Genomic DNA, 12,910 nt, shown 5'->3' on the forward strand with positions numbered 1-12,910 from the left:
ATTGAGAATTTATAAAAATGCCAACAGCACCAAAAACTATTTCTCAAGCGAAAGCAAAGCCAAGTGTGAGAACAAATACCGGACAGGTCGCGGTAGTACCTTTAAATAAATTGTATGCCGCCGATGTTAAAGCAGGTATGAATAAAATTGATTCATGGCTAAAAACGAATACTAAAGGTTATGTCGATTTAAATACGATTAAAAGTACTCTTGGCACACTGCCAGTCATTGGAAATGCAATTGCTTTAGTCGATGCAATTTATGATGTTATAGACATTAGTAAAAAACCTAGCCCAGCTTTTACAGATTGGTTGAATTTGGGACTGGATGTTATTGGTATTATTCCAGCACCGCCAACCATGGCAACAATGCGAATGAGCCTAAGACCTACGTTGAATTTGGTTAGACAAAAGGCAAAAGGCACAATTTCTGATACGATTCTGGTCATTCTTAGCGATCATTTAAATGAAAGAATTGCTGGGGAATTAGACCAATTTGCGAAAAATGCCCAACCCCTTGTCAACCAGATGTTGCAAAATTGTGGAACAAAAATTACAGCTATCAGTAATGATTTTGCTAACGGAATTCAAAAAGTACTTAATGGAAAAGTATATAGCTCTGCTGGTAATTTAAAAAACGCGCAGAAACAATTAAATAAAGTTAACTTAAATAATTTACAACGCAATCCTAAAGCAACGATATCAAATGCTGTTGATGGGCTCGTAAATATTTGGAAAGCAGGTGTAAAAGAGCAAATAAATACCGTTGCCAAAGGTGTATCTGCTGTTGTGCCTGCTAGTGCAACACAACCGATCCAGAATGCAATCACTTCTATTCGTGTTTTTGGTAGAAAAGCACCTTCATATTTAATGGCTTTGGCAGATCCAGCGAAAGCAATGAGTATCGCTTGGCTACTCAATGTTTTGCTTAAAGCTGTACAGAAGTTCAAACTAAAGGGTACAAAGACTGCAAATATTAAACCTACACAAGTCACTGAAAAAAGAAGACAAAAACCAAACGGAGAGCTTGAGAAAGCTAATGTTCAAGCAAAGTCAAAGGGTAATCCGAGTGAAACTGTATGTGCATTAAATTTAAGGGGTGGTAAAAGCAAGCCCAAATCTACCTCTGGTACAAAAAGAAATATTACCTTTGCTTTAGGTACAGAGTGTTTAACTCATCAAGATGCTTATGTGTCATCAATTTTAAGCTTTGTATTAATTCGGAAATATGCATCTAATCTTTATCAACTAGATCATGGTGAGTTTGGTGCAAGATGGATAACACCGTTTACAACCCGTATTGTTCCACAGAGTGAATATATTGAAGAGACAGAGGAACGCGCTGGATATTTAAAACACTTAAGTGGTTTTGAGTTTATTGGAGCAGATGCTCGTCCAGTTAAGTTACCAAACCTGAAAGTAGGTGAGAGTTTCCATAATAAGACTGAAGATTTTTACTATAGTGTAATTTCTGAAAAAGTTCAGATGATCTCTTATCAAAAAGAAGAGAAACACTTATTTGAAAAATATCAGGATGGTTATCGACTTTCAGCCATAGAATACAAGAATGGACTTACTTTAGCAGTACGTTATGACCATCACTTCGAAGGTCTAAGTTTTATTTCAGATATTGTTATTAAAGAAAAACAAAAACAGTTAATTCATGTGGCATTTCAGGTAAATGCTTCTGGAAGAATTGAAGATGTGTGGCTGGTTGAAAATGGTCAACTTGCTCGACCACTTGCGAGTTATAACTACAATGAAAAAGGCGATTTGGTTGAAGCGATTACCGAAAATGGAGCGAGCTATCATTACCAATATGACCATCATCTTTTAACTCGTTATACCGATCTTACAGGTCGGGGTATGAACCTTGAATATGATGGTGTCGAACCAACGTCTAAGGCTTATCATGAATGGGCGGATGATGGCAGTTCAGATACAATTTTACAGTGGGACGAAAATATTCGTCTAACGTATGTGACAGATGCTTATGGAGCCGAGACTTGGTATTACTACGATATTGAAGGCTATACCTACCGTATTATTTATCCTGATGGGCTGGAAGAGTGGTTCTTCCGTGATGACTTTGGCCGTGTAACTAAGCATGTAGACACTGATGCAGCGGTGACTATTTATGATTATGATGAGCACGGCAATATTGTGTCTATGACACAACCAGACGGTTCCCTTCTATATTATGCTTATGATGAAAACCGTCAGCTTATAGGTATGGTGGATGCTGAAGGCGGACGTTGGTTTAAAGAATATGATGCGGCTGGAAACATTACCAAAGAAACCGACCCACTGAAGCGTGAAACACAATATAGCTATAACGGTTTAGGTTTACTTACTTCAATTAAAGATCCTAAAGGTGGCACTAAAACCTTAAGTTATGACGACCAAGGCAATTTAATTAGTTATATCGATTGTTCTGGTAAAGAAACCAAATGGACTTACGACAAAAAAGGTCGGGTTGTTGCAATAGAAAATGCTTTAAAGCAAAAAGTTGAATACTTTTATAGTGATCTAACAATTGAGCAACGTGAACCAATTATTAAAGGTTTACCTCTAAATGCTTTTGGTCAACTTGAAAAGATTAAACATGCTGATGGCACAGAAGAACACTTCATTCATGATGCTGAAGGGCGTTTACTGGCACATATAGATCAGAAACAGAATATCACCAGATATGAATATGATGCGGCAGGTTTAATTGCATCACGAACAGATGCGCTCAATCATAAACTTAAATATGAGTGGGATAAGCTTAATCGTCTCAAGCGCCTAATTAATGAAAATGGTGCCAGTTACCAATTCTTCTATGATGTCGCAAGCCGACTCGTTAAAGAAATTGATTTTGATGGTAAAGAAACCATTTATAACTATGACGAAACAGACGGAAACCTTGTTAGTAGTGTTGAAGTCGCTTCTATGCATGGTCAAGATTTACGAGATCGAATTGCACCGAAAGATCGTATTCAAAAGTTTCTTTTCGATAGCATGGGGCGCTTAGAACAGCGTACAGCAGGCTATGGATATGTTGAGCATGATTTAGAGCAACAATTAGTTGAAGAATTTGCTTACGATAGTAATGGCAATCTTATTCAAGCCAAAAATGCTGAAAGTAACCTACAGTGGTATTACGATGCTGTAGGCAATGTAATTCGTGAACATCATCAAGACTATAAAACCAAGAAAACTGGAGTCTGGAAACACAGTTATGATGAAATTAATGATCGAATAAAGACTGTGCGTCCAGATGGACAAAAGATTGACTGGTTAACTTATGGTTCAGGTCATGTTCATAGTCTGATCGTGAATGGCCAAGATGTTGTAAGTTTCGAGCGTGATGATTTACACCGAGAAATCGCCCGTCACTATGCCAACGGAATTAGTCAAGAACAACATTACGATACGATGGGACGTTTAACCCAGCAAAATATTGTTAATGGTCATGAGTTCGGTTATCCGTCAAATGAACAAGTTAGCCAGACCCAGAACAATGCAATTCAAGAAACTCAGCAGTTGATTCAACGTTTATATCAATACGATAAAACTGGTCAATTAACAGGAATTAATGATACGCGTAGGGGTAATATCAATTATAAATATGACCCAGTTGGGCGTTTGCTTGAGGCTAGCAGTAAGTTAGGTAAAGAAACATTTAGTTTTGACCCTGCGAGTAACATTCTAGATTCATATCATAGTCAGAAAGTTCAAAGCCATTCACAAAAGCTAGATGAAACAGTCTATGGTTATAATCGTTTGGTTAATAACGTAGTTAAAGAATATCTAGATCAACAATACCAATATGATGTTTATGGACAACTGGTTTGCCAGAAATCAACCAAGGGTAATTTATATCTTGAGTGGGATGCGTGTGGACGACTAATTAAAAGTCGTAATGCTGAATATACGGCAGAGTACCGCTATGATGCATTAGGACGCCGGATTCAAAAGCGAAGTAAACATCATCATACCAGTGGTGAACATAACATCATTTATGGATGGGATGGCAATACACTTGCTTATGAGTCGAATGAGCAAATTACCAAGCATTATATATATGAGAAAGATTCATTTGTACCACTGGCACAAGCGGTTTATGCAGAAGAAATAGAGCTTCATCAAACACCTGACTGGGCAGATAAGCCTTATAGTTTACAACGTGACCCATTATGGAAAGTAACCAAAACTGCAAAAGACTTTAAAGATTTTTGGTTCTATCATTGTGATCATTTGGGTACACCACAAGAAATGACGGATCATACAGGTGCGGTCATTTGGAAAGCTGAATATAAGGCTTGGGGTGAGTGTAAAGCTGAAAAAGCTAAATCTAACTTCTTTGAAGACTCTGAGATCATCAGTAATAATATCCGTTTCCAAGGGCAATATTTCGACCAAGAAACAGGGCTTCATTACAACCGGTATCGTTATTATTCACCGTATGTAGGGCGTTTTATTTCCAAAGATCCTATTGGATTATTGGGTGGAGATAATGTATATGCTTATGCGCCGAATCCAGTGGAATGGGTTGATCCTTTGGGGCTTAACTCTAAAAAAACTCCTGCTCAATTAACAGCAGATAGAGCTAGATTTGAACTAGGCAAGACTTCTGGTGCTGCAGCTGATCTACAAGTTGGAAATGTTAATATTACAGGTATAAGTGGACGAGTAGGAAAAAATGTTCATCCACAATTAAAAAAAGCACTTAGAGATGTTCCTAAAGAAGAACAAGCGCCATGGCATGGAGCATGTGCAGAAGTTGATGCGATTAATAAAGCACTAAAGAAAGGTATGAATATTGAGGGTGCTACAATTGACGTTGTAAATATTAATTCTAATGATAAACGTCATGGAACTCATAAACCTGCTTGTAGCAGTTGCAGTAATGTTTTAAAGCAATTTGGAGTAAAGAGTAATGAGAAATAATCAAGAGTTAGATGACTTGATAGACCAACTATATGATTTGGAACTAGAGCAAGCATATTTTGTATACATAAAATTTTGCTATAAAATAATACCTTTATTAAGTAATATTAATTCAGAATATATTATAGAGTCTATTCAAAAAGCTAAGTCATTCTGGTTTGATAGCAAAAGTAATATTGATGAAAAAGAGATAATTAATAGAAGAGTAAAAATAATTAAATATATGGAGGAGAAAGATATTGACTTTAATATTAATAGTGAGCCTGAATTAAAGTTTTCTATTATACCTTTATGGACCAAACCACCTTCTGAGGATATAGGTGATAGTTTAGATTGGGCTTTTACATTACTTAAAGTAATTAATATACCAGATGATATTGTTAAAACTAAACTATATGAAGCTTTAAATGATATACCTTAGTAAATAATGAAATTATTATATAGGACGTTTTATTTCCAGAGACTCAATTGGCTTAATTGGGTGGAGATAAAGTATATGCTTATACGCCGAGTCCAGTAGGGTGGATTAATCCACTTGGGTTAAGCTCTAAAGTAAGACCTAATGCGTATGATGAGACAGTTAAGAAGGTAAAACAATAAGAGAAGCCAGGGGCTGATTACCAACTGCAACTTGTGCCGTAGTAAATAAGCGTACATACAATATATATTATGGCACAAGTGGTACCCAACCTAAAAACATCCATGCTGATTTAAGTGTCTCTTTACCTTCTTCATCTATTGAGCCATGGGCAGCTAATAATGGTGGGTATGATGACTATTTTTGCTATATCTGAGATTCAGTTAATAGTTTTTTTAATAATCTTTTTTATGAAAAAAACTTTATCACTTTGTATTTAAATAAAAAAACAGCCAAATACTATAGTGTTATTGGCTGTTAATTAGTATCTGGTCGAATATTATTTAATATTAAAGTTTACATTATTAATTAATAAAAAAATAATTATTTATCATGTAACAACGATCGATGTAAGATCTATATGTAAATATGGGGTTGTGATTATAAATGCTAAATAGTTAATAAATGGTGATGTTGTTGGTATTATAAATTCTCTACAAAAATAGATGCAGAGCAAGATAAAATTAATACGAAATAGATAACTATAAAAAAGGATATACTTTATAATGTTACGTAATATTGATAAAATAGTATTAGATAAACTTCATTTAATTTTAAAAAATGAAATATTTGATTATCGGATAGTTGCTAAAGAAGCATATTTAATTCGTCTTGATATGGATTATTTAGAACTCAGTGAGGAGTTACAAAATTTGCTTGATGAATTGATTGGAATGGATGCAGGCGAAGAGGGAGAATTTTCACTTACTAAAGATGAGATTGTAGAGAAAATAAATTCTATTGAAAATGTGAGGTAATGATTAGAACTCTTGTGAAGGTTATCTTTAATCATCCAATAAAATTCTCGAAAAGTTAGAAATCAACTTTAATTATCAATTAAATATCCATCCTCCTAAGATATGGGTATTACAATACTTTAAACCTAAAGACGATAGTTAATTTATGGTTATTGATGAAATGACTAATAATATTTTTTAAAGAAATTGTATTCTGGTGATAAAAAGGTAATAGGAAATGGAATAGATGTGATTGGTGAGGGGCTTGGTAGAAGGTAAACAACTATAAGTGATAGATATGATGCCTAAGTTGTGCTGATAACTATAGGTAATGGTAAATATACAATTTTGACTTCACATCCACCATAGGAGTTTATTAATGATAGATAATTTTGAAAGTAATTTTCCTCTAATGTATCAATTGCTTGGTGCATGGTTTAGTGATTTAGATTATGAAGATATCACATATCAGGAGGTAGTAAAAAATTATAAAAAGGTAGCAAAGAGTGAAAAAATAGACTCGTTAAAATTAGAGTTTAAAGAAATTTTGATAAAAAAAATGATTGATTATAAATATATATCTCAACTATCAAATATTTATTTTGAAAATAATGAAGATACTTTGAAATGGCTCAGTGAAATATATAATTATTTAATTGAAGATTAAATAATTATAGAACATGTGTAGAGCAAAAACAGAGCCTATGCTCAAGAAGCATGTAGTTTGTGGTTATCAATTTTTAACAGCTAAACATGGGAAGTTATATAATATATTAAGTTGTGCTGTTGATAATTTTTCATTAAAAAATTCTTTTGATAAAGATAAAATTTTAGTTTTTGTTTATTAAATAGTTTTACCCTATATTGTATAGTCTTTAAAATTCTGCAAATGGGGTGTTTATATGAAAATATTGATAAATAATTCAGGTGTAATTTGGAATTTATATTCATATTGCTATATTTTTTCTAAGTTAAGTAGGAAAGCCTCTGATTTTCTAAGGCAATAAATAAAAAATTAGGGTTTTAGATATAAATATGTGCGTAATTGAAATGCAAAAACATATATGTAAAAAATTTAATTCTAAGTTCGTGAAACCTTCGGAAAATGAAACGGTTGCTATAGCTTTAGATTCATTGGGAAAAATACCAATTACAGGAATACGTAATATACTTGAAGAAGGAGAAAATGTCTCATGGTTTTTCTATTGTGGAGAATTTTCTGAAGATGATGATTTCTTTAAACCAATGCATATATCTCATTTAGAAAACTATCTTCCCGAAGTTATTCCTTATTTGGCGTTAGAAGAGAGATTTAGATTTGTAATAGATAAACAGGGTTACGAAGATGTATGGAAGGAAGAGTAGAAACTCAATTTATATTTTTTAACTTATAAAGATATTTATAAATATTTAAGTAATTTAAAGAAATGAGTTGAAGTGTACAATTAAAAGTTTAGATATAGTTTGAGAGAAAGTAATTTTAAAAGGTTTTTTAAAGTTATAGGAAGCTTTAAAGTAGTCATTCCTGTTGAAAATTTTGAAAAAATCAAAATTGAATTTTTAAATAATTAATAGATAAAGTTTTAAAAGTATTAGCCTGGCTAAAGCTTTTAAGACTTAAATAATTCTTAGATTTTTTTAATATATAGTTGAAATATTCATAAATTTTTTAAATAACTTTGACGTTAGCTCAAAGCAATCATAACGGGTTATTTAGAACTTAACAGATACCTCAACTATCAATAAAACTGAAAGATTCTAACTTTTATGATCAAGAAAAAGTAGTTATCTTAATCAGGCTTGAGCACAAACTCTTAAAGTGCTCCTTTTTAGTTTGATTTTTTAGGTATTTAAAATGAATAAAATGCATGTAACTTTGGCTGTAGTGGTTGGTTTAATTATTGGTGGTGTAGTCGGTGCGATAGGTTACTCTAAAACGGCCGCACGTTATGATGCGATGACCACCGCATGTGTAATGGTGAATCAGGCAGTTGAACATGAAATCTTGAAGCCTGAACAAGTGAAAGAGTTAGGTGAGCTCACAGGTCAAACCCTTAAAAAAGATTATGCTTCTGTTGCATCAAAATTTAAGTTTTCTGAAAAGCAATTAGGTAATGCTTCTGAAGGTTCAAATTGTAGTCAGTTTATTGTTGGTGTGAATGCAGCACAGTAACCACGTGTGATGTTATAAAAATTACCTTTAATTACTTTTAATTTATAACGATCAACCGTCCTTAAGGGCGGTTGATGCAATTTACAGTATTTTATATTTGTAGATTTTAGAAGAATGAAAACATTGAATACATTTCGCTTTAAGTAAGTTTCTATCAAAAACTCAACGTTATTTTTTAAGTGAAATAAATCAAATTTAACTAAAAACGAATAAATGGGTAGCCTAACTCAGCTAAAAGCTTACATACTATAAAAGTAAAGGAATTTTTAAGACAGGACGAAACGTGAATTTAAAGAATCTTGAAGCATTTTACTGGGTGGTGACTTTAAATAGCTTCAATAAGGCAGCAACTAAATTACAAACCACGCAGCCTGCGGTATCTCAAAAAATCACATCTCTTGAAAATGAATTAGGTTTTAAAGTTTTAGACCGAAGCTTGCGGCAGTTTAAACTGACCCATAAAGGCATGACCTTATTTAAGTATGCTGAAAAGTTTATGCGTTTAGAAACTGATTTGGTTGCAGAGCTTACCGAAAATCAGCACCTGACCGGAACCATACGTTTAGGCGTTTCTGAGACTATCGTGTATACGTGGTTGGTTGAATATATCGAAAAAGTTCAACAGGAATTCCCAAAAGTTTCGGTTGAAATTGTGGTAGATCTGACCCCTAACTTGCAAGAAGGGGTGCGTACAGGCGACTTGGACATGGCCTTTTTGCTTGGGCCAACTTTGGCTTTTGAATGTATTGAGCAGTCGCTTTGTAACTTTGAACTGAGTTTCTTGGCGGCACCATCTTTTAAAGGTGGAATTGGGCAAATGTCTTTTAAATCCTTAATGTCGCATACCATTTTAACCTATCCCAAAATTACCTATCCCTATAAAGAATTAAAGGCAAAAATGAAAGAAAAGGGGATTGATGAACCACTTTCTATTACCAGTTATTCTTTAGCGACGTTATTGCGTCTAGCAGAGCAAGGTTTGGGTATTGCGGTCGTGCCAACCTTAACGGCATTAAAGGAAATTACCGACGGACGATTGGAAATATTAAATACGCCCATTCGTTTAAAAACTTTTCATTTCACGTCAATTTATATTCATGGTAATGACGTTGCTTTGAAAGAAAAATTAACTGAAGTAGCGGTTCATGTTTCAGAAAGTGCCATGAAAAGACTCAATGAACAAATTAAAAAATAAGATGTTTCTTGAATGCTTTTTATCCCTATTTTTTCTTATTAAAAAAAGCTGTTTTGTAGGTAAAACGATAAAAGCAGCTTATGTACTTCAATAAGTAAAATTTATCTCACTCTTCCTTTTGAAGATAAGTTTATAAAAATCAATAGTTTAAAATTTTAAATTTCTGTAAAAAGTCTTATTGTTCGTAGGGATTAGCTATGTTTTTATTTTAAACACAAGATTTGATCACCGATTGTGTTGATTGGGGAACAGGGAATCTTTGTCATTTAAAAGGATTAAAGAATATCGTTTGGGACAAAAAATGATGTTCTTGATTCAATTTGAAAATAGCGTTGTTAAGCTCAAATGGATGAGGAACGCATTAATATGTCTTTACTGAAATCTTCTTTTTTATCAGATCGCCAATGGGCCATTGTTGCCTCAATTTTTATGATGGCGACCTCTGCAATGGGGCCAGGATTTTTAACCCAAACTGCTGTATTTACAGTTAAGTTAGGTGCTGCGTTTGGCTTTGCAATTTTAATTTCTATTTTAATTGATTATGTCGTCCAACAAAATATCTGGCGAGTGGTGACACTTACCCAGATGCGTGCATCAGACATTGCCAATAAAGCCTTACCGGGTAGTGGTTACTTACTGGCGTTTCTGGTGATATTGGGTGGGTTTTTCTTTAGTGTCGGTAATATTGCAGGTGCAGCTTTAGGTTTAAATGCACTTTTTGGCCTAGATACAAAGTGGGGCGGTATTTTAAGTGGTGCCTTAGCCATTTTGATTTTTGCTTCCAAAAAAGCAACGCTTGCCATGGATAAAAGCATGATCGTGCTGGGATTGCTTAAAATCTTGCTGATTATTATTGTGGCCGTCATTGTAATGCCTCCTGTTGGGCAAGCAGTTCAGCAAACCTTTGCTCCAGACCAAATCGACTTTGCCATTATTACTACGATTGTTGGCGGTACAGTTGGTGGTTATATCTGTTACGCTGGAGCACACCGTTTACTCGATAAAGGTGCTGTTGGACCTGAAAATATTAATGAAGTTGCCAAAGCTGCGACCAAGGGCATTGTTGTAGTCGGCATCATGCGTTATGTGTTGTTCTTGGCTTTTTTAGGTGTGGTAGTAAGCGGTGCTCATATTGATTTAGCCAGTCACGATGCCAATCCGGCAGCCCAAGCATTCCAATATGCGGCAGGCACATTTGGTTTTAAATTATTTGGTTTAATTTTCTGGGCAGCTGGTATTAGTAGCACGATCGGCGCAGCATATACTTCAGTGTCATTCTTTACTGCATTTAAAAAGAACTTAACACCAAAACAGACCAACTATACGACCATTACCTTTATCGCATTAGCGTTATTGCTCTATGTGTTATTGGGTGCAACTCCGGCAGGCCTACTCATTTTCGTAGGTGGTTTTAACGGATTGGTGTTGCCAATTGGCCTTACAATTTTTGTGTATGTGGCTGCATGCCGTAAAGATTTAATGGGTAATTATAACTATCCAAAGTGGTTGCTTATTTTAGGTGGATTAACATGTCTGTTAACGTGGTGGATGGGCTATATGTCATTTACGACAGTATTTAATTATTTGACCAAGCTTTAAGCCAGACTTTGTTAAGTGATAAAGGAATAATGCCATGTTTGTAGATTTAAATAGTGATTTGGGCGAAAGCTTTGGCTCATGGAAAATGGGTAATGATGACCAGATTTTACCTGTTGTGACCAGTGCGAACATTGCTTGTGGTTTTCATGCTGGTGATCCGCTCGGCATTTTAAAAACAGTTCGTAAAGCGGTTGAACTTGGCGTGACCATCGGTGCTCATGTGTCTTACCCGGACCTTGTTGGATTTGGCCGTCGTAATATGGATTTGTCACGTGACGAACTGATTGCCGACGTGCTTTACCAAATTTCTGCGCTCGATGGTTTGGCAAAGGTGGCAGGCTCAAAAGTGCAGTACGTTAAACCACACGGCGCACTCTACAACACCATTGCACATGATCAAGCTCAGGCAGCAGCAGTGATTGATGCCATTAAAATGTATGACCCTGAACTGGTTTTGGTGGCTTTGGCGGGTTCAAACTTAGTCGAGCAAGCACGAGCTGCTGGTTTAAAAGTTGTGTCCGAAGCATTTGCAGACCGTGCCTATAACAGTGATGGTTCACTGGTATCTCGCCGTCTAGAAGGTGCGGTTTTACACGACTCGGCATTTGTTGCGAGCCGTGTGGTGTCTATGCTTAAAAATGGTGGGGTTGAGTCAATTGATGGTGTATTTACCCCAATTCAGGCTGACACGATTTGCTTACACGGCGATACCGACGGTGCACTAGAAATGTCGGCTGCCATTAAAGCCGAGCTTGTAAAAAATAATATTGAAATTCGCCCATTTGTAAATAAAGCATAAGGAAGAGCGCAATGTATAAGGATATTAAAGTTGACCCAGCTCAGCTTGAAGCCGCATTAGATGCACGTTTAAAAATCCGTGCAGGTTTCGATAAACCAACGGCGGGCATGGCTGCGGGTATGACGCAGGTCAACATGATTTCAGTGCCAAGAGATTGGGCATATGACTTTTTACTCTATGCACACCGTAACCCGCAAAGCTGCCCGGTGCTTGATGTGCTCGAAGAAGGCATCTATGCAACTAAGCTTGCAGCAGATTCAGACATTCGAACTGACTTTCCACGTTATCGCATTTGGAAAGATGGCGAAATGGTCGATGAAGTGACTGATGCGAGAGAAATTTATAATGCTCATCCTGATTTGGTGACTTTTTTAATTGGTTGTAGTTTTTCGTTTGAAACAGCTTTGCAAGAAGCAGGTATTGAAGTTCGCCATATTCATGACGACACCAATGTGCCGATGTATCTGAGCAATATAAAGTGCGAACCGGCAGGGCGTATTTCAGGAAATATGGTGGTTTCCATGCGACCAATTCCGTCTCATCAAATTAGTGAAGCAGTAAAAATTACAGCGCGTATGCCAAGTGTACATGGGGCACCTGTACATATCGGGCACCCTGAAAGCTTAGGTATTAAGGATGTAAATAAACCTGACTTTGGTGATGCTTCACGCATAGAAGCGGGTGAAATTCCAGTATTTTGGGCATGTGGGGTAACACCGCAAGCAGCAGTCATGAACTCGAAAATTCCTTTTGCCATTAGTCATGCTCCTGGTTACATGTTTATTACCGATATTCCTGACCGTGCTTGGATGGGCTAAATAGCTAAAGAAGAATTA

General features: G+C 35.6%; 10 protein-coding genes. All 10 read left to right on the top strand.

Annotation, left to right across the window (positions count from 1 at the left end; translation table 11 throughout):
- The first annotated feature begins 17 nt into the window (after positions 1 to 17).
- Complete coding sequence (locus EGT34_RS18355) at positions 18 to 4,934, top strand: RHS repeat-associated core domain-containing protein (RefSeq protein WP_024437427.1); 4,917 nt, start codon at positions 18 to 20, stop codon at positions 4,932 to 4,934.
- Positions 4,924 to 5,355 carry a hypothetical protein gene (locus EGT34_RS18360; protein WP_001245610.1) on the top strand — a complete coding sequence of 144 codons (432 nt, stop codon included), beginning with the start codon at positions 4,924 to 4,926 and terminating at the stop codon, positions 5,353 to 5,355. Before EGT34_RS18355 ends, EGT34_RS18360 begins: the two co-directional genes overlap by 11 nt.
- 722 nt (positions 5,356 to 6,077) lie before the next feature.
- On the top strand, positions 6,078 to 6,329 hold the full coding sequence (locus EGT34_RS18365) for a hypothetical protein (protein ID WP_000945589.1): 252 nt from the start codon (positions 6,078 to 6,080) through the stop codon (positions 6,327 to 6,329).
- Positions 6,330 to 6,687: 358 nt separating this feature from the next.
- Complete coding sequence (locus EGT34_RS18370) at positions 6,688 to 6,975, top strand: contact-dependent growth inhibition system immunity protein (protein ID WP_000566663.1); 288 nt, start codon at positions 6,688 to 6,690, stop codon at positions 6,973 to 6,975.
- 368 nt (positions 6,976 to 7,343) lie between these two features.
- Positions 7,344 to 7,673 (top strand): hypothetical protein, encoded by a 330-nt coding sequence (locus EGT34_RS18375; RefSeq protein WP_000337804.1) that lies wholly within the window; start codon positions 7,344 to 7,346, stop codon positions 7,671 to 7,673.
- A gap of 490 nt (positions 7,674 to 8,163) precedes the next feature.
- Positions 8,164 to 8,481 carry a hypothetical protein gene (locus tag EGT34_RS18380; RefSeq protein WP_001038418.1) on the top strand — a complete coding sequence of 106 codons (318 nt, stop codon included), beginning with the start codon at positions 8,164 to 8,166 and terminating at the stop codon, positions 8,479 to 8,481.
- Between the two features lie 283 nt (positions 8,482 to 8,764).
- Complete coding sequence (gene mumR, locus EGT34_RS18385) at positions 8,765 to 9,676, top strand: LysR family transcriptional regulator MumR (protein WP_001049894.1); 912 nt, start codon at positions 8,765 to 8,767, stop codon at positions 9,674 to 9,676.
- A gap of 345 nt (positions 9,677 to 10,021) precedes the next feature.
- Positions 10,022 to 11,275 carry an NRAMP family divalent metal transporter gene (locus tag EGT34_RS18390; RefSeq protein ID WP_001987220.1) on the top strand — a complete coding sequence of 418 codons (1,254 nt, stop codon included), beginning with the start codon at positions 10,022 to 10,024 and terminating at the stop codon, positions 11,273 to 11,275.
- A 34-nt stretch (positions 11,276 to 11,309) separates the two neighbouring features.
- Positions 11,310 to 12,074, top strand: a complete 765-nt coding sequence (locus EGT34_RS18395) for a LamB/YcsF family protein (RefSeq protein ID WP_000496066.1) — start codon at positions 11,310 to 11,312, stop codon at positions 12,072 to 12,074.
- An 11-nt stretch (positions 12,075 to 12,085) separates the two neighbouring features.
- A complete protein-coding gene (locus EGT34_RS18400) occupies positions 12,086 to 12,892 on the top strand; it encodes a putative hydro-lyase (protein ID WP_000276200.1) in 807 nt (268 codons plus the stop codon).
- Positions 12,893 to 12,910: the final 18 nt, after the last annotated feature.

The organism is Acinetobacter sp. FDAARGOS_558 (assembly GCF_003937785.1).
GTDB lineage: Bacteria > Pseudomonadota > Gammaproteobacteria > Pseudomonadales > Moraxellaceae > Acinetobacter > Acinetobacter baumannii.

Excerpts from the sequence above, each read along its gene's own strand:
- EGT34_RS18360 (WP_001245610.1), top strand. The coding sequence starts at position 4,924 with ATGAGAAATAATCAAGAGTTAGATGACTTGATAGACCAACTATATGAT.
- EGT34_RS18390 (WP_001987220.1), top strand. The coding sequence starts at position 10,022 with ATGGATGAGGAACGCATTAATATGTCTTTACTGAAATCTTCTTTTTTA.
- EGT34_RS18380 (WP_001038418.1), top strand. The coding sequence starts at position 8,164 with ATGAATAAAATGCATGTAACTTTGGCTGTAGTGGTTGGTTTAATTATT.
- EGT34_RS18375 (WP_000337804.1), top strand. The coding sequence starts at position 7,344 with ATGTGCGTAATTGAAATGCAAAAACATATATGTAAAAAATTTAATTCT.
- EGT34_RS18355 (WP_024437427.1), top strand. The coding sequence starts at position 18 with ATGCCAACAGCACCAAAAACTATTTCTCAAGCGAAAGCAAAGCCAAGT.
- EGT34_RS18370 (WP_000566663.1), top strand. The coding sequence starts at position 6,688 with ATGATAGATAATTTTGAAAGTAATTTTCCTCTAATGTATCAATTGCTT.
- EGT34_RS18395 (WP_000496066.1), top strand. The coding sequence starts at position 11,310 with ATGTTTGTAGATTTAAATAGTGATTTGGGCGAAAGCTTTGGCTCATGG.
- EGT34_RS18365 (WP_000945589.1), top strand. The coding sequence starts at position 6,078 with ATGTTACGTAATATTGATAAAATAGTATTAGATAAACTTCATTTAATT.
- EGT34_RS18400 (WP_000276200.1), top strand. The coding sequence starts at position 12,086 with ATGTATAAGGATATTAAAGTTGACCCAGCTCAGCTTGAAGCCGCATTA.